The sequence below is a fragment of the Aurantiacibacter sp. KMU-128 genome (genome assembly GCF_056933515.1).
In genome coordinates, this window is record NZ_JBXORT010000001.1 from 2,477,674 (window position 1) to 2,494,604 (window position 16,931).

General features: G+C 62.1%; 18 protein-coding genes. 12 read left to right on the forward strand and 6 right to left on the reverse strand.

Annotated elements, in window-relative coordinates:
• Positions 1-117 precede the first annotated feature (117 nt).
• From ACS0VV_RS12145 to rpoZ, 3 genes are all read left to right on the forward strand, one after another.
• Positions 118-1,647 carry a replicative DNA helicase gene (locus ACS0VV_RS12145; RefSeq protein WP_483532956.1) on the forward strand — a complete coding sequence of 510 codons (1,530 nt, stop codon included), beginning with the start codon at positions 118-120 and terminating at the stop codon, positions 1,645-1,647.
• A gap of 454 nt (positions 1,648-2,101) precedes the next feature.
• Positions 2,102-2,920 carry a universal stress protein gene (locus ACS0VV_RS12150; protein ID WP_483532957.1) on the forward strand — a complete coding sequence of 273 codons (819 nt, stop codon included), beginning with the start codon at positions 2,102-2,104 and terminating at the stop codon, positions 2,918-2,920.
• Between the two features lie 98 nt (positions 2,921-3,018).
• Positions 3,019-3,363: a DNA-directed RNA polymerase subunit omega gene (rpoZ, locus tag ACS0VV_RS12155; protein ID WP_483532958.1), complete on the forward strand. Its 345-nt coding sequence runs from the start codon at positions 3,019-3,021 to the stop codon at positions 3,361-3,363.
• Between the two features lie 63 nt (positions 3,364-3,426).
• On the opposite strand, the gene ACS0VV_RS12160 is transcribed toward rpoZ, so the two are convergent.
• The gene (locus ACS0VV_RS12160; protein WP_483532959.1) at positions 3,427-4,227 is read right to left on the reverse strand and encodes a sterol desaturase family protein; all 801 of its coding nucleotides are present in this window, start codon (positions 4,225-4,227) and stop codon (positions 3,427-3,429) included.
• A 131-nt stretch (positions 4,228-4,358) separates the two neighbouring features.
• Here ACS0VV_RS12160 and ACS0VV_RS12165 point away from each other — a divergent pair, with 131 nt between their 5' ends.
• Positions 4,359-5,414 (forward strand): DUF3667 domain-containing protein, encoded by a 1,056-nt coding sequence (locus ACS0VV_RS12165; protein ID WP_483532960.1) that lies wholly within the window; start codon positions 4,359-4,361, stop codon positions 5,412-5,414.
• 3 nt (positions 5,415-5,417) lie between these two features.
• Here ACS0VV_RS12165 and ACS0VV_RS12170 read toward each other — a convergent pair whose 3' ends face one another.
• Both ACS0VV_RS12170 and ftsH read right to left on the reverse strand, forming a co-directional pair.
• Positions 5,418-5,690, reverse strand: a complete 273-nt coding sequence (locus tag ACS0VV_RS12170; RefSeq protein WP_483532961.1) for a hypothetical protein — start codon at positions 5,688-5,690, stop codon at positions 5,418-5,420.
• Complete coding sequence (gene ftsH / locus ACS0VV_RS12175) at positions 5,687-7,636, reverse strand: ATP-dependent zinc metalloprotease FtsH (RefSeq protein WP_483532962.1); 1,950 nt, start codon at positions 7,634-7,636, stop codon at positions 5,687-5,689. Before ftsH ends, ACS0VV_RS12170 begins: the two co-directional genes overlap by 4 nt.
• Before the next feature lie 374 nt (positions 7,637-8,010).
• Between ftsH and ACS0VV_RS12180 the strand changes: the two genes are divergently transcribed.
• The 4 genes from ACS0VV_RS12180 to ACS0VV_RS12195 all read left to right on the forward strand — a co-directional run bounded on the left by ACS0VV_RS12180 (position 8,011) and on the right by ACS0VV_RS12195 (position 9,429).
• On the forward strand, positions 8,011-8,190 hold the full coding sequence (locus ACS0VV_RS12180) for a hypothetical protein (RefSeq protein ID WP_483532963.1): 180 nt from the start codon (positions 8,011-8,013) through the stop codon (positions 8,188-8,190).
• Positions 8,187-8,612: a hypothetical protein gene (locus tag ACS0VV_RS12185; protein WP_483532964.1), complete on the forward strand. Its 426-nt coding sequence runs from the start codon at positions 8,187-8,189 to the stop codon at positions 8,610-8,612. Before ACS0VV_RS12180 ends, ACS0VV_RS12185 begins: the two co-directional genes overlap by 4 nt.
• A gap of 62 nt (positions 8,613-8,674) precedes the next feature.
• Positions 8,675-9,220, forward strand: a complete 546-nt coding sequence (locus tag ACS0VV_RS12190) for a hypothetical protein (RefSeq protein WP_483532965.1) — start codon at positions 8,675-8,677, stop codon at positions 9,218-9,220.
• Positions 9,217-9,429, forward strand: a complete 213-nt coding sequence (locus tag ACS0VV_RS12195; RefSeq protein WP_483532966.1) for a helix-turn-helix transcriptional regulator — start codon at positions 9,217-9,219, stop codon at positions 9,427-9,429. The genes ACS0VV_RS12190 and ACS0VV_RS12195 overlap by 4 nt, the downstream gene beginning before the upstream one ends.
• On the opposite strand, the gene ACS0VV_RS12200 is transcribed toward ACS0VV_RS12195, so the two are convergent.
• Entirely contained in the window at positions 9,430-10,416 is a 987-nt protein-coding gene (locus ACS0VV_RS12200; RefSeq protein WP_483532967.1) for a hypothetical protein, read from the reverse strand. It lies immediately after the preceding gene.
• 95 nt (positions 10,417-10,511) lie between these two features.
• Here ACS0VV_RS12200 and ACS0VV_RS12205 point away from each other — a divergent pair, with 95 nt between their 5' ends.
• Positions 10,512-11,312, forward strand: a complete 801-nt coding sequence (locus ACS0VV_RS12205) for a class I mannose-6-phosphate isomerase (protein WP_483532968.1) — start codon at positions 10,512-10,514, stop codon at positions 11,310-11,312.
• A 2-nt stretch (positions 11,313-11,314) separates the two neighbouring features.
• On the opposite strand, the gene mmsB is transcribed toward ACS0VV_RS12205, so the two are convergent.
• Positions 11,315-12,187, reverse strand: a complete 873-nt coding sequence (mmsB, locus tag ACS0VV_RS12210) for a 3-hydroxyisobutyrate dehydrogenase (protein WP_483532969.1) — start codon at positions 12,185-12,187, stop codon at positions 11,315-11,317.
• 43 nt (positions 12,188-12,230) lie between these two features.
• On the reverse strand, positions 12,231-13,211 hold the full coding sequence (locus ACS0VV_RS12215) for a helix-turn-helix transcriptional regulator (protein WP_483532970.1): 981 nt from the start codon (positions 13,209-13,211) through the stop codon (positions 12,231-12,233).
• Positions 13,212-13,301: 90 nt separating this feature from the next.
• Here ACS0VV_RS12215 and cysD point away from each other — a divergent pair, with 90 nt between their 5' ends.
• Genes cysD through ACS0VV_RS12230 form a run of 3 tightly spaced genes read left to right on the forward strand, consistent with a single transcriptional unit; the run spans position 13,302 to position 16,873 of the window.
• Positions 13,302-14,216: a sulfate adenylyltransferase subunit CysD gene (gene cysD, locus ACS0VV_RS12220; RefSeq protein WP_483532971.1), complete on the forward strand. Its 915-nt coding sequence runs from the start codon at positions 13,302-13,304 to the stop codon at positions 14,214-14,216.
• Positions 14,216-16,129, forward strand: coding sequence for a sulfate adenylyltransferase subunit CysN (gene cysN, locus ACS0VV_RS12225; RefSeq protein ID WP_483532972.1), 1,914 nt, complete (start codon positions 14,216-14,218; stop codon positions 16,127-16,129). The genes cysD and cysN overlap by 1 nt, the downstream gene beginning before the upstream one ends.
• Before the next feature lie 18 nt (positions 16,130-16,147).
• Positions 16,148-16,873, forward strand: coding sequence for a 3'(2'),5'-bisphosphate nucleotidase CysQ (locus ACS0VV_RS12230; RefSeq protein WP_483533547.1), 726 nt, complete (start codon positions 16,148-16,150; stop codon positions 16,871-16,873).
• Positions 16,874-16,931: the final 58 nt, after the last annotated feature.

Here is a 16,931-nt window from a genome sequence, read left to right on the forward strand (position 1 = left end):
GCAATTGCGAAAAAGAGCGCGCGCGCCATTCGTCCCCGCTTTCCACAGGGGGCGAGGGAAATTTGCGACACCGTGCCGCTTGCTCTTGGCGCGGCGCCGCCGCATTACCGGCGATCCATGAATGATGAAGAACTTCTGATCCGCGATCCCGCCAGCGCGCCTTCCGATACCGTGAAGGATACGCAAGGCCGCAGCCTGCCCACCAATCTGGAGGCCGAGGCGGCGTTTCTGGGCGCGGTGCTGATCGACAACCGCGTGCTGGAAGAACTGCCTGTCGAATTGCGACCGAAGCATTTCTACGCGCCGGTCCATCAGCGGATTTTTGATCGCGTTCTGATCGGCGTGGACAAGCAGATGGTGGTGACTCCGGTCACGCTCAAACCCTATTTCGAAAAGGATGAAGGCCTCGCCGAGCTGGGCGGCACCGCCTATCTGGCGCAATTGACCGCCGACGGGCAGGGCCTGCTCGCCCCGCGCGAACTGGCGCAGCAGATTTACGATCTGGCGCTGCTGCGCGAACTGGTGAGCGTGGGCCGCGAGCTGGTGGAAGGCGCGCTCGACACGTCCGAATCGGTGGAACCGATGCGGCAAATCGAGGGGGCCGAAGCGCGCCTGTTCGAAGTCGCCGCCGGGGCGACCAGCGAAAACACCTCGACCACCTTCCGCGCCGCCTCGACCGAGGCGATCCGCATGGTCGAGGCGGCGATGAATTCGGGCGGCGGCCTGTCGGGCAAAACCACCGGCCTTGCAACAATCGACAGCAAGACCGCGGGCCTGCACAATTCCGACCTCATCATCCTCGCGGGGCGTCCGGGCATGGGCAAGACCTCGCTCGCCACCAATATCGCCTTCAATTGCGCCGAGGAGTTCCTCAATTGGGAACGCGATGGCGGCCCGCACTGCTATGGCGCGCCGACTGTCTTTTTCAGTCTGGAAATGAGCGCCGACCAGCTCGCAACACGTATCCTCGCCGAACAGGCCGAAGTCTCTTCCGAAGCCTTGCGTTCGGGCAAGCTGAACCGCGACGAGTTCCAGAAACTCTCCTATGCGGCGCAACGGCTGGCCGAATTGCCGCTCTATATCGACGATACGCCCGCGCTCACCATCGGCGCGCTGCGCACCCGCGCGCGGCGGCTGAAGCGCAAGCACGATATCGGGCTGATCGTGGTAGATTACCTGCAATTGCTGCAAGGATCGGGTCGCGCGAATGACAACCGCGTCAACGAGATTTCGGAGATTTCGCGCGGATTGAAGACGCTGGCCAAGGAATTGCAGGTACCGGTGATCGCGCTCTCGCAATTGAGCCGTGCGGTCGAGCAGCGCGAAGACAAGCGCCCGATGCTCTCCGATCTGCGCGAATCGGGCTCTATCGAGCAGGACGCCGATATGGTGTGGTTCATCTATCGCGGCGATTATTACCACGAAGCCTCGCGTCCCGATAATCCGAGCGAAACCTCCTCCGAAGCGGAGAAGGAGAAATACCGCGTCTGGGAAGACCGCTATCTCGAACTGCGCAACAAGGCGACGCTGATCGTGGCCAAACAGCGCCACGGTTCCACCGGCAACGTCCCGCTGCATTTCCAGAGCGAATTCACCAAGTTCACCTCGCCCAATCTGAAGGACTATTCGGATTACGGGTTTGAGTAAATTGCGAGACAACTTGGCTCGTTTTGCGATCTGCCTCTCTGTTGGATTGATCACTGTTGCTTGCCAACAGAGCTATTGGCCCGCACCTGTTACTGACGCGATGATCGAAGACTGCAACGCTAGGGGCGGTGAAGTGGTTCGCGGCGGAAGGCTTGGCTCCCCAGTCTGCTCTATCGCATATGAGGATGCCGGCACGCCCTGCCGCGATGGGTCGGAATGCCAAGGCAGATGTCTGCTCGACGCAGCCGATAGGGGGCCGCTCCCAACCAGCGGGACACCAGCCGCTGGCTTTTGCGAAGCTACCAACGTAACTTTCGCCTGCTTTGCCGAGATCAACAATGGGCAGATCGATGGTGGTTTTGTTTGCGTCGATTGAGCATCTGAATTTGACCTAAATCAACGTTGCCACCTACTCCCTGCTGTATCTCCGAATCACTTGATGAGGAGAGACCCCATGACCGGCCCCATTATCGTCACCACCGATTTTCACGCCCGCGCCGACCGCGCGATTGACCGGGCGATTGCGCTCGGCAAGCAAACGGGGCGCGAGGTTATCGTCTTTCACGGACGCTCGCTCGATCCCGGCAAGGAGGAAGATGCGCATACGATAAGCGCCAAGATCAAGGCAGTGCTGCCGCCCGGTGCAGGGAACGTGCAGATCGCCACCGAAATCGGCCATGTCCCGCAAAACATCGCCGCCTGCGCCGATGCCAACAATGCCGATTTGATCGTGATGGGTGTTGCGAAGCACAATTCGCTTGGCGATTTCATTCTGGGCACGGTAGTGGACGATGTGATCCGCCGCACGCCGCGCCCGGTGCTGGTGGTGAAACAGCGTCCGCAAGCGCCCTACGCCAAGATCGCTATTGCCACCGATTTCTCGGTCTTTTCGCTCGCCGCAACCGGATGGGCGGCGCGCTTCTTTCCCGAGGCCGAACTGCATTTGCTGCACGCTTTCCATATGCCCTATCAGGCCTGGAACAACGCCGAATATGTTGTGAAGGAGCTGGAAAGCTATGCGACAGAGGAAATGCAGTCCTTTGTCGGCGACTTGCCGCCCGACATTGTCGCGCGCGTCACCACGCATATCGCCAACGGCACCGTATCGGGCGCGATGCACCGCCTAATCGCCAGCGAGGGCATCGATTGCGTGGTGCTCGGATCGCACGGTGAAACCGGCTTCCGTCACGCGATGATCGGCAGCCAGGCGAATGATCTGCTCACCAGCGTGCCGGTGGATACCGCGATAGTCGGGCCGCAAGTGACCGGGTAAGTTGCACCCAGCATCGATAGGCGGGAAAATCTTGACCTTGGCGCTGGGCTCGCCTAAGCGGGCGCTTTCCGAAATACCCAAGCTATTGGAGTGCCCCTATGGCGCGCGTTACCGTCGAAGATTGCGTCGACAAGATTCCCAACCGTTTCGATCTCGTCTTGCTGGCAGCCCAGCGCGCGCGGGAGATTTCCGGCGGTGCGGAACTGACGATTGACCGTGACCGGGACAAGAACCCCGTTGTGGCGCTGCGCGAAGTGGCCGAACAGACGATCAAGCCCAAGCATTTGCAGGAATCGCTGGTGCAGTCGCTGCAGACGATTCTTCCTGACGAGGAAGACGAAGCGGATGAAATCGGTTCGCTGAGCCAGTCGGCAGAAGCCATGCGCTTGTCCGCCGCGGCGCCTTCGCGCTCGACTTCGATCGGTGGCGATTACGACGGCTGATCGCCCGCGATCATCTGACAAAAAGGCCGCGTCCTTCACGGATAGCGGCCTTTTTTGTGTCTGCTACCGGCGCTGGAAGGGCAGCAGCAGGCTGAAGCCGAGGTGCGCGGGGCGATCATCCTGCCATTCTTCCAGCCCGATGGTCATGCGCCTCTGTTCGCGCTCCGGCTCGCCGCGATAGGTGCCCAGCAGCTTATCCCATAGCGACAACGTGGTGCCGTAATTGCTGTTGGTCTCGCGCTCCAGCGCCGAGTGGTGGATGCGGTGCATATCGGGGGTGACGAACAGGCGTTGCGCCGCGCGGTCGATGCGGCGCGGCAGCGCAAAATTGGCGTGGGTGAACAAGGTCGCCACGGCAAAGCCGACTTCGAACACGAATACCGCCAGCGCGGGCGCACCGAGCGCAATCACCACGCCGCATTTCCACACCATGCTGAGCACGATCTCGACGGGGTGGAACCGCGCCGCCGTGGTGACGTCGAAATCACGATCGGTGTGATGGACGCGGTGGAGCCGCCACAGAAGCGGGATCGTGTGCGTCGCGCGGTGCTGCATATAGAGCGCCAGATCGAGCACGAGCAGCGTGGCGATGAACGCTAGCCATGTTGGTGCTTCAAGTGCGTTGAACAGGCCTACACCCTGCGCCTCCGCCCATACCGCCGCGCCGACCATCGCGACAGGCAGCACCAGCCGCACCGCCAGCGTATCGATGGCAAAGAGCGCAAGGTTGGTCAGCCAGCGCCGCGGCTTGGATTGCACCGCTTGCCGCACAGGTGCGGCCAGCTCCACCAGCGCAACAAGCACGAAGGCAGCGGCCATGATCGCAAGGCCGAGCATAGGCCATTGGCTTGGTGCAAGTTCCATCCCCGCAATGTGGGACAGTGCGATGGGTGGCACAAGCCCTCGGCATCAACCCTTCAAGCGCGCAGCAAGTCCGCGATTGCCAGCCTTGCCCTGCCGCCTATACTCCACCCCAAGGCGACGGGGACAAGCGCATGAATGATCTGTTCGACGGCATCGGTTCGGCAACGCAGGGCGGCCTGTTCGCCCGAGCGCTGGAGCCCGATTCGGGCGCGAAGGCTCCGCATCCCGACCAGCCCGAGCAATGCATGAATTGCGGCACCGCGCTCACAGGAGCCTATTGCCATTCCTGCGGGCAGAAGGGCCACCTGCACCGGACGATTGGCGCGTTCATGCATGATCTGGTGCATGGCGCGTTCCACTTCGAAGGGAAGTTCTGGCGCACGCTGCCGATGCTGCTGTTCAAGCCCGGCGCGCTCACCCGCCGCTATATCGAAGGGGAGCGCGCACGTTTTGTCAGCCCGATGGCGCTGTTCCTGTTCGGCGTGTTCCTTATGTTTGCCGTGTTCCAGATGCTGGGGCTCACCACGCCGACCGATCTCAATACGCGCGGCATCAGTTCCTCAATGGATACGCTGCAAACCGCTGCGCAAGCAGATCTCGATGATGCCCGCAGCCGGATGGAGGCGAGCGCAGCCGGCACGCCCGCCCACGCAGAGGCATTGCGCGAGGCCGCCGCCGCGCAGGAAGCGCTGGACGGGTTGGCGCAGGCTCGGGTGCTCGATTTTGAAGACAATCCCGATGTCACGCTTTTCGGCATTGAGTCGCTGGACGAAGGTATCGTGGCCAAATGGCGCGAGAATCCGGGGCTGATGCTCTACAAATTGCAGGCGAATGCGTACAAGTTCAGCTGGTTGCTGATCCCGATCTCGATACCCTTCGTGTGGCTGCTGTTCTTCTGGAAGCGCCGGTTCAAGGCTTATGACCACGCGATCTTCGTCACCTATTCATTGAGCTTCATGACCATTCTGTTCATCGCCGCATCGCTACTGATTGCGGCTGGGCTGGACGCCGGGCTTGTGGTCATAACGACGATGCTGGTCCCGCCGATCCATCTCTACAAGCAGTTGCGCTATGCCTATGATCTCAGCCGCTTCGGCACCTTCTGGCGGCTGATGGTGCTGAGCGGCTTTATCTGGATCATCGTCCTGCTGTTCGTGCAGTTGCTGCTGCTGTTGGGGGCGTTCTAACGCCTAACCGCGGTCGTCGCGGTGCCACCAGATCCACCAACGCAGGAAGACCAGCACGATATGCCAGCCCGCCGCCATTGCTCCCCATAGGAGCAGCGCGACGCTGCCTTGGGCGAGCACCTCATCCCGCGCTTGCAGGTTGAGCAGCCATACGACTGGCAGGATCACCAGCAAGGCGGGGCCAAGCCAGAGCAGGTATCGGCCACCCGCTTCCATCACCCGCAAGACGCGCTGCGAAAGCCTGCGCAGGCGCCGTGGCGGCGGCTCGTGGATCACGCGCCTTGCGGCGCTTCGCCTTCACCGCCGAAGCGCTTGCCTGCCTTGGGAACCGACGAGCCATGCGCCGGCTGCACAATCACCGGTCCCGACGGAGCATCGGGACGGTCGATCTTCCCGTTCTGCATCAGCTGGTTGATCTCCTCGCCGGTCAGCGTCTCATATTCGAGCAGCGCCTGGGCGAGCAGGTGGAGCTTGTCTTCCTGGCTCGTCAAAACCTCGGTGGCGCGCTTCAACCCGCCTTCGACCAGTTCCTTGATCTCGGCATCGATCAGCTTGTTCGTGTCCTCGCCCGCCATGGTGCGCATCGACTGCCCCATGCCGAGATAACCTTCCTGGCTCTGTTCGTACATCAGCGGGCCGAGCTTGTCAGACATTCCCCATTTGGTGACCATGTTCTTGGCGAGATCGGTCGCATACTGGATGTCTCCCGATGCGCCCGAGGAGACCTTGTCATGCCCGAAGATGATCTCTTCCGCCACGCGGCCACCCATGGCGACGGCGAGGTTCGCGTGCATCTTGTCACGATGGTAGGAGTAATTGTCGCGTTCGGGCAGGCGCATCACCATGCCCAGCGCACGGCCGCGCGGGATGATCGTCGCCTTGTGGATCGGGTCGGACGCAGGTTCGTTGATCGAGACCAGCGCATGGCCCGCCTCGTGATAGGCGGTCATCTTCTTCTCGTCCTCGGTCATCACCATGGACTTGCGCTCGGTGCCCATCATCACCTTGTCCTTGGCGTCCTCGAACTCCTGCATGGCGACCAGCCGCTTGTTGCGCCGCGCCGCGAGCAAGGCCGCTTCGTTGACAAGGTTGGCAAGGTCCGCACCGGAGAAGCCGGGCGTGCCGCGCGCAATCGTGCGCGGGTTCACGTCGGGCGCCAGCGGCACCTTCTTCATATGCACGGCAAGGATCTTCTCGCGCCCGTCAATATCGGGAATCGGCACCACCACCTGACGGTCAAACCGGCCGGGGCGCAGCAGCGCAGGGTCGAGCACGTCGGGACGGTTGGTGGCGGCGATGATGATGATGCCTTCATTGGCTTCAAAGCCATCCATTTCGACCAGCAGCTGATTGAGCGTCTGCTCGCGCTCGTCATTCGAATTGCCGATGCCATTGCCGCGGTGGCGACCCACCGCGTCGATTTCGTCAATGAAGACAATGCAGGGCGCGTTCTTCTTCGCTTGCTCGAACATGTCGCGCACGCGGCTGGCGCCGACGCCCACGAACATCTCGACGAAGTCGGAGCCCGAGATGGTGAAGAACGGCACCCGCGCTTCACCCGCGATGGCGCGGGCGAGCAGCGTCTTGCCGGTGCCGGGCGAACCGACCAGCAGCGCGCCCTTGGGAATCTGGCCGCCAAGCTTGGAGAAGCGCGACGGGTCCTTCAGGAACTCGACGATTTCCTGCAATTCCTCGCGCGCTTCGTCGATCCCCGCGACATCGTCGAAGGTGACGCGGCCCTGCTTTTCGGTGAGCAGCTTGGCCTTCGACTTGCCAAAGCCCATCGCGCCGCCCGCACCGCCGCCCTTCTGCACCTGACGCAGCGCGAAGAAGGCGATGCCGAGGATGAGCAGGAAGGGCAGCGTCTGGATCAAGATGTAGAGCAGCATATTGCCGCTTTCGGCCTGCGTGCCAGTGATCTCCACACCGGCATCCTGCAAGTCGGCGATCAGATCGCTGTCGCCTTCAACGCGCACGGTGGAGAAGCGCTGTTCATTGCCCAACGTGCCGGAGATGACTTCCGGCCCGATTTCGACCGATTCAACCGTGCCTTCGGCTACGCGGTTCTTGAAATCGGAATAGGAGATCGACGTGCCCGCCGCCTGCTGGTCTCCGCCGAACATCGATACGGCCAGCAGCAGGGCGAGGAAGATCCCGCCCCATACGAAGAGGCTCTTCATCCATGGGTTGGGCTGGTTTTCGGGTTCGCGATTGTCATCCATGCTCAGGGCATCCTTTCACTGCGTCCAATGTAGGCGCGCACGGGTGAATGGCAAGATAACGCGCATACGGCTTTTGGCGCAGGATTTCCGATCAGCGTGAACGGGGAACCTGTTACACCTGTTACAGTGTTCAGAGGAGAAAATCACGCCGCCTCACATCGCGCCCTTCGCGCTGTAATTCATAACTTTTCTGCAATCTGCAAAACATGGGCGGCCCATGCCGCGGCAGAGGGTTTGTAGGAAAGCGCGAAGTGTCATCGGCTTTCCCAAGAAGCATCAAACTACGTCAAGCAAGCCAAGCAATATGGAAAGGTGGCTTGACATTAGACGAATCGATGTCTAGTTACCTTTACATCACTTCAAGGGAGCTTGACATGAAACCGCTGACCAACGCGCTCATCTGGGCGAGCGCCATCATCCTCTTCGCATTGATCGCGGTGTCCGGCCCGATTGAAAGCGAAACCGCCCGATTCATGCTGATCATGCTGCCCGTGCTTGCATGGGCCACGCTGAGCAAGACGCGGCCATGCAAGCAGAGCGGAGACAGCGCATGACGACCACAACCCGCGCAAAGCCGGAAAAACGGCGCTATCTGATCCGCATTGCGGTGGCGATGGCGCTCTATCTCGGCACGCTCTTCGCCGCTGAAATCCTCATCGAGGATCGCGGACTTTCGGGGCCGGCAGCCTATGTGCTGGCGGCCCTTCCCGGGCTTTCCTTCGCCGCTGTGTTCTGGATTTTCGTGCGCCTGATTGTCGAGGAACGCGACGAGTTTTTCCGGATGCTCTATGTCCGGCAAATCCTTGTTGCGACCGGCCTTGCGCTCACCGCTGCCGCCGTCTGGGGCTTCATGGAAACCTATATGCCCGTCCCGCATATCCGCGCTTTCTGGTGGCCGACCATCTGGTGTTTCGGCCTCGGCATCGGGGCGATCTACAACAAGATCACGATGGGGACTTTCGGGGAGTGCGCTTGATGACGGATGCTGTCCAAAAGAAAGCAAAGCCGGGTCTGTGGGGCGGACTGTTTGCCGCAAACATGGCCATCATCGCAGTGCTTGCAGGCACTGGTGCGCTTGAACACCCGATACCGATAATTCTCATCGCGCTAAACATGACGCTGCTCATACCGTTGATCAAAGCGGCCAAGCAGGCGCATGAGGAGAAAGGCGCAATGACCCGCGCCATGCGCGACTACAACCGACGCTTTCTGATCGCCAGCGCGGTCTATGCCGTCGGAATGCTTGGCACGTCGGGCATTGCTGCCCGTATCGATCCCGCCTCACCGCTGATGTGGGCTTTGGCCATTCTTCCAATGCTCCCCGCCTTCGGCATGATCTGGGCGATGATGCGCTATTTGCAGGAAGAGAGCGACGAGTATCAGCGCCACAAGGCGGTGCGCGCGTCCATGGTCGGGCTGGGCCTTGTGCTAGTGCTCGGCACCGGCTGGGGCTTCCTCGAAACCTTCGGCCTCGTGCCGCATATCTGGGCGTGGTGGGTCTTCCCCGCCTGGGCGCTGGGCCTAGCGCTCGGCATGGCCCTACCTGAACGCACTGGGCCCGAAGGCGGGGGAGAGGACTCGTGAAGAACCGCCTGCGCGTATTGCGCGCCGAACGCAAATGGAGCCAGCAGGATCTGGCCGACCGGCTCGATGTCTCGCGCCAGAGCGTGAACGCCATCGAGACCGGCAAATACGATCCCTCGCTCCCCCTCGCCTTCAAGATCGCCGATGTTTTCGAGCTGACAATCGAAGATATTTTCCTGCGCGACGTGGCTGAACAGGTTGCCGAATAACTAGAACAGCGTGTGGCGGACGGGGATGACCATTCCCGCTTGGCTAGCGATCATGTCGAGCCATTGCTGCACCTGTCCGATCTCCTGCTCCAGCGCGGGAGATGTGGCGGTTGTCTCGTCAGCAAACGCACCGCCCAGCTTGGCGTGCTTGGCAAAGATCGGGCCGTCCGCCACCGCCTCGATTGCAGCCGGATCATAGTCCAGCCCCGCCAGCTCCAGCACCGCCTCCACCGTATCCGCCTTGTCGAGCGCAAAGCGGTCGCCATCGAGCACGCGCAGCCTTGCCCCATCCGGCCCTGCCGCGAGCATCGTGAACATACGCTGCGACAGGAACCATGCGAGGCCCGCCGCCTGCAGATCGGTCATGCTGAACTGCTCGCGAGCGTCCATGCCGAGGTCCATTCCGGCATAGGACATCACTTCAAGATAAAGCTGGCGGCCCCAGCGCCGCCCCATGATCGCCCGTTTGTCCACCGATTGCAGGAATTTGCGAAGCGGATTGGTCATCAGCACCGCGGTGGCATCGGGCCGCGCGGCGAGGAGCGCGGGGATCAGCATATTGGCGTGATTGGTCGGCTTGACGAACACCGCCTTGCTGCCTTCCCACGGGCGCGACAGCAGATCGCACACCGGCTTCACCAGATCGCGCGCCGCCGCTCCCGCGCCCGCCAGTTGCGCGAGGATACCGGGCTCCGCTATGCCCACACTCGTGCCCGGAATATTGAGCGCCCGCGCCAGCAGGGTCGACCGGCAGAAGGCGGTGTGGAAGATGAAATGCAGCGGGCCGGCCTGCACTTGCATCGCCTTGACTTCGGCCAGCGATACCCAAGCGCTATCCTCGGCCTTGGCCGGGTCGATATCCGCCAGAAATCCGCTCTGCGTGAACACCTCGCGCGAAATGCGCACGAACAGCATCCGCCCGCCCGCCAGATCAAGCGTGTGCGGCAGCCATTGCGGATCGGCGGCGATGGTGGTGGTATCGGACATCACCACGCGCTATCACCCGTCATTGGTAGAAATTGCAACATTTCTGCGTTAGCGCGCCTCGGTATGACACCGCTGTTTCAACCGGATGCGCCCGCATGATCCTTCAAACACGCACGGTAGAGAAGGTCTGGGGCATGGACGTGCTTCCCGCACCTTTCGTCGCGCCTGAGGGCAAGCGCATTGGCGAGATCTGGTTCGAGCCGCCGGAGGAGCTCTCCGAACTGCTTGTGAAATATCTTTTCACCAGCGAGAAACTCTCGGTGCAATGCCACCCCGATGACGATCAGGCCGAAGCCGCCGGGTTGGGCCGCAATGGCAAGGAAGAATGCTGGCTGGTCGTCGCCGCCGAGGCGGGCGCGACGCTTGGCATCGGGTTCAAGCGCGAATTGTCAGCGGACGAAATGCGCACCGCCGCGCTCGACGGCTCGATCGAAGAGCTGATGGTGTGGCACGAGGTGCATGCGGGCGATTTCTTCTATATTCCCGCGAACACCGTGCACGCGATTGGCCCGGGCTGCTCGATCATCGAGATCCAGCAGAATTCGGACATTACCTATCGCCTGTATGATTACGGCCGCCCGCGTGAACTGCACCTAGAAGCGGGGATGGCTGTGGCCGATGGCGCGCCCTATCCGGCGCAGTTGCACCAGCGCATTCCGGCAAGCGGTTCGGCAACGCTGGTCGACGGCCCGCATTTCGCGCTCGACCTGATCGACGGCGTGGCGGATGGCGCCCAGCTTTACGCCTATGCGGAAAGGCTGCTGGTCGTGCCGCTATCAGGCGATGTGCTGGTGTCAGGCGAAGTCGTCTCGCCTGGCGAATGCGCCTACGCGCCGGGGATCGCCGATGTGACCTTCGCGCCCGAGGGCAAGGCGCTGGTGGCTGCGCCGCGTTAGGCTCAGTCGTATTCGGTAATGATCGCCGAGAAGTCCCGTCCGCCATTTCCAGCGGCGTCGAAGGCTTCGTAAAGCGCCTTCGCCGTCGCGCCGATGCGCGGGTCCATACCGGCGGTTTCGGCCGCTTCCATCGCCAGTTTTAAATCCTTGAGCATCAGCGCGGTGGCAAAACCTCCCTGGTAGCCGTTGTCGGCTGGTGTGGTCGGCCCGACGCCGGGGACGGGGCAATAGCTTGTCATCGACCAGCACTGGCCCGAACTGACGCTGGAAATGTCGTAGAAAGTCTGAGGATCGAGCCCAAGCTTCTGCGCCATGGCGAAGGCTTCGGCGGTGCCGATCATATGGATGGCGAGCAGCATATTGTTGCAGATTTTCGCCGCCTGCCCGTTGCCCGCATCGCCCGCATGGATCACCGCCTTGCCCATGTGCTTGAGCACTTCTTCGGCGCGGGCGAACCCCTCTGCGCTGCCGCCAACCATAAAGGTCAGCGTTCCCGCATCCGCCGCCGCGATGCCGCCCGAAACGGGCGCATCGACCATCGGATAGCCCGCTTCCGCCGCCGCCGCGGAGACTTCGCGCGCGGTCGCAACGTCGATGGTCGAACAGTCGATCAGCACCGCGCCCGCTGGCGCATGGCCGATCACATCATTGGTGTAGACCGCTTTCACGATGGCCCCGTTGGGCAGCATCGAGACGACCGCATCGACACCCGCACAGGCCTCGCTGGCCGAAGTGAAGGTCTCGCAGCCCTTGGTCTTCGCCGCCTCCAACGCCGCTTCACTCAGGTCGAACGCGCGCACTTCGTGCCCTGCCTTCGCAAGGTTCGCCGCCATGCCGCCGCCCATATTGCCGAGGCCGATAAATGCGATTTTCATAAGTCTCTCTCCTTGGGATGGGCACCTGTCATTTCATCGCCAGCTACGCAAGAGCCAGCACCCCCGTCAGCACATGGCGCACCAGATCGACCTGCCCGCGCGCGCCGGTCTTCGCATAGATCTTCTTCGAGTAATTGCGCGCCGTCTCGATGGTCAGGCCATGCTCCGCCGCCGCCTCGGCAATCGAAAGGCCCTGCGCCATCGACCAGGCAAGCCGCGCTTCGCTTGGCGTCAGATCGAACAGGTCGACCAATTGCTCGGCGCGCGTTTCGGAGCTTGAGCGGTCGCCGCGCAGATAGACCACCGCCACCGCATCCTTGCCCCCCGCCAGCGCCTCCAGCCGCAAGGGCGCGACCAGAATGTCGATCCACGGATCATGGCTGAGATTGATCGCGCGCGGACGGGCCTTGGGATTGGCGGCAAACTCTTTCACCAGCGCGGTCAGCTGCCGGTCGATCGCGGGGGCGGAGGGCACCAGCCTGTTATACGCGCCGCGCGCGAGCAGGCCGGATTCGCGCAGCATCCGCTCTGCCTGCGCGTCGGCATCGACGATCCGGCCCTTGGCATCGAGGCCGATCCAGCCGAAATCAAGCCGCGCAAACGCCTCCGCACTCATCTCCGACCGCGCCCGCTCGCGCTCCAGCCCGGCGAGGACTTTGAGGGCAACGGCGAAATGCGGGGCAAGCGCGGTGAGCAGGCCGGATATGCCGCCTTCCCCGCTGACCAGCAGCAGCACGGCGGAAAGCCCGCCCTCCCCCTGCAAGCGGATCGCATGGCAGGTGCCGCCAAGTTCGTCGGGCGAATAGGCGCGGCCAAAGCGCAGTTCTCCGAGCATGGCGGGCAGCGCGATCTCGCCAGCAGACAGGCACACGCTCTCGCCGCCCGATTGCAGCAGGACCGCCGCCCCTTCCGCCCCCGCCACCCGCATGAGCCTTGCAAGGAAGGTGTGCCACATTGGCTGTTCGAACACGCCATCATGTAGCGGCACCAGCAGTTCGATCTCGCCAAGATTGGGAACGCGCATGGGAATCGCATACCCCCTCCCAAATGGGAGGTCTAGCGCAAAGCGCCCTCCCCTATGCCGCAGCGCAGCACAAGCATCAGGACACGGCCCATGACCGCACCTTTGACCCATCTCCAGCGCCTTGAAGCCGAGGCGATCCATATCATCCGCGAAGTCGCCGCAGAGGCGGAGAAGCCGGTGATGATGTATTCGATCGGCAAGGATTCGGCGGTGATGCTGCATCTCGCCAAAAAAGCCTTCTATCCCTCGCCCCCGCCCTTCCCGCTGCTGCATGTGGATACGACGTGGAAATTCCGCGATATGTACGCGCTGCGTGAACGCTCTGCCGAGGAAGCGGGGATGGAGCTGATCGTCCACCAGAACCCCGAGGCGAAAGAGCGCGGCATTAACCCCTTCGATCACGGGCCGCTGCACACCGATATGTGGAAGACCGAGGGGCTGAAACAGGCGCTCACCATGCACGGTTTTGACGCGGCCTTTGGCGGCGCGCGGCGTGACGAGGAAAAGAGCCGCGCCAAGGAGCGCGTCTTTTCCTTCCGCACCGCGTCGCACGGGTGGGATCCGAAGAACCAGCGGCCCGAACTGTGGAACCTCTACAACGCCAAGAAAAACAAGGGGGAGAGCATCCGCGTCTTCCCGATCTCCAATTGGACCGAGCTAGACGTGTGGCAATATATCCAGCTCGAAAACATCGAGATCGTTCCGCTCTATTTCGCTGCCGAGCGTCCGACCTTCGAATATGAAGGCGGGCTGTTCATGGCCGACGATATCGAACGGCTGGAGCGCGTGATGGGCCACCGGCCCGAAATCACCATGAAGTCGGTGCGCTTCCGCACGCTCGGCTGCTTCCCGCTGACCGGCGCGGTGGAGAGCGAAGCAGCGACGCTTTCCGAAGTCATCCAGGAAACGCTGCTCACCACCACCAGCGAACGGCAGGGCCGCGTGATCGACAAGGATGCGGGCGGTGCCGGCATGGAGAAGAAGAAGCAGGAGGGCTATTTCTGATGTCGCAGGACAGTGTCTACCAGACCGATGCCCTCATCGCCGAGGATATCGACGCCTATCTCGAAACCCACCAGCACAAGACGATGCTGCGCTTCATCACCTGCGGCAGCGTGGATGACGGCAAATCGACGCTGATCGGAAGGCTGCTCTATGACAGCAAGATGATCTTCGAAGACCAGCTCGAAGCCTTGAGCAATGACAGCAAGAAGGTCGGCACGCAGGGTCAGGAAATCGACTTCGCGCTGCTGGTGGATGGCCTCGCCGCAGAGCGCGAGCAGGGCATCACCATCGACGTCGCCTACCGCTTCTTCAACACCGAAAAGCGCAAATTCATCGTCGCCGATTGCCCGGGGCATGAACAATATACGCGCAATATGGTGACCGGCGCATCGACCGCCGACCTCGCCGTGATCCTGATCGATGCGCGCAAGGGCGTGCTCGTGCAGACGCGGCGGCACTCCTATCTGTGCCACCTGATCGGCATCAAGAATATCGTGCTGGCAGTGAACAAGATGGATCTGGTCGATTACGATCAGGCTACGTTTGACGCCATCGTCGCCGACTATGCCGCTTTTGCCGAGAGCATCGGCATTGAGAGCTTCACGGCCATGCCGATCAGCGGCTTCAAGGGCGACAACATCACCGCCGCGCCTTCGGCCAATACGCCGTGGTATTCCGGCCCGAGCCTTGTTGAGCATCTCGAAAGCGTCGAAGTGCTGTCCGAAGTCGCTTCGCAAAAGCCGTTCCGGATGCCGGTGCAGTGGGTCAACCGCCCCAATCTCGACTTCCGTGGCTTCTCCGGCCTGATTGCGACGGGCAGCGTGAAGCCCGGCGACACGGTGCGCGCGCTGCCTTCGGGCAAGACGTCTACGGTCAAGAGCATCGTGACGTTCGATGGCGAGCTGGAGGAGGCGATTGCCGGACAGTCGGTCACCATCACGCTCACCGACGAAATCGACATTTCGCGCGGCGATGTGCTGTGCGTGGCGGATGCGCCGCCCGAAGTGGCCGACCAGTTCGAAGCGACGCTCGTCTGGCTCAATGACGAAGACCTGCACGTGGGCCGCGGCTACTGGCTGAAGATCGGCACGCAGACCGTCTCTGCCACGGTGCAGCAGCCCAAATACCGCGTCGATGTGAACACGATGGACAAATTGGCGGCGAAAACGCTGAGCCTCAACGATATCGGCGTGGCGGAAGTCTATGCCGACAAGCCGATCGTATTCGAACCCTATGCCGACAGCCGCACGCTGGGCGGGTTTATCCTGATCGACAAGATCACCAATGCGACCGTGGGCGCAGGGATGCTCAACTTCTCGCTGCGCCGCAGCCAGAACGTGCATTGGCAGGCCACCGACATCACCCGCGAACACCATGCGAGCATGAAGAACCAGACGCCGCGCGTGCTGTGGTTCACCGGACTTTCGGGCAGCGGCAAGTCGACCATCGCCAACGAGGTGGAAAAGAAGCTGGCGCTTATGAACCGCCACACCTTCCTGCTTGATGGCGACAATGTCCGCCACGGACTGAACAAGGATCTGGGCTTTACCGAGGCCGACCGGATCGAAAACATCCGCCGTATCGGCGAAGTCGCCAAGCTGATGACCGATGCCGGGCTGATCGTGCTCACCGCCTTCATTTCGCCTTTCCGTAGCGAGCGACAGATGGTGCGCGAAATGCTGGCCGATCACGAGTTTATCGAGATCTTCGTCGACACGCCGCTGGAAGTCGCCGAGGAGCGCGACGTGAAGGGCCTCTATAAAAAGGCGCGTTCGGGCCAGCTCAAGAACTTCACCGGGATCGACAGCCCCTATGAAGCGCCCGAGCAGCCCGAAATCACCGTCAACACGGTCGAGATGACGCCGGAAGAAGCGGCGAATTACATCATCGACCAAATTCTGCCGTTGAAATAGGAACCCCGAATGACCGCAATGACCGACGCCCAGCTTGCCGCCCACCTCGCCGAATGCGCAGGTCGCATCCTGCTGGACGTGCGCGCTTCGGGAATGTTCGAAGGCAAGGCGCTCGGCAAGGCGGGTGACCAGACCGCGAACCAGTTCCTTGTCCATGCTTTGCGCCAGCAACGCCCCGAAGACGGGCTGCTGTCCGAAGAAAGCAAGGACACCGAGGAGCGCCTCTCCAAGGAACGCGTGTGGATCGTCGATCCGGTCGACGGCACCCGCGAATATGGCGAGGAGCGCGCGGACTGGGCGGTCCATGTCGGGCTCGCAATCAATGGCGAGCCGGTGATCGGCGCGGTGGCGCTCCCCGGACTTGGCGAAGTGCTGCGCACCGATCAGCCTGCTGTGCTTCCGGCGGCACCCGAGAAGCTGCGCATGGTCGTCAGCCGCACCCGCCCTGCGGCGGAAGCGTTGGCGGTGTCCGAAGCGCTCGGTGCAGAGCTTGTCCCGATGGGCAGCGCGGGCGCGAAGGCCATGGCGATCATCCGCGGCGAGGCGGACATTTACCTCCATTCGGGCGGTCAGTTCGAATGGGACAGCTGCGCCCCCGCCGCAGTCGCCGCCGCGCATGGCCTGCATATCAGCCGCATCGACGGCTCGCCGCTCATTTATAACCAGCGCGATACGTATTTGCCCGATCTGCTGATCTGCCGGAAAGAGCACGCGGAGGCGGTTTTCGCTGCTCTCAATGGCTGAACGCCCCCGCCGCGCGCCCGGCGCGTAGAAACTTTGTTAACCTCGTTCGTTCAAAAAG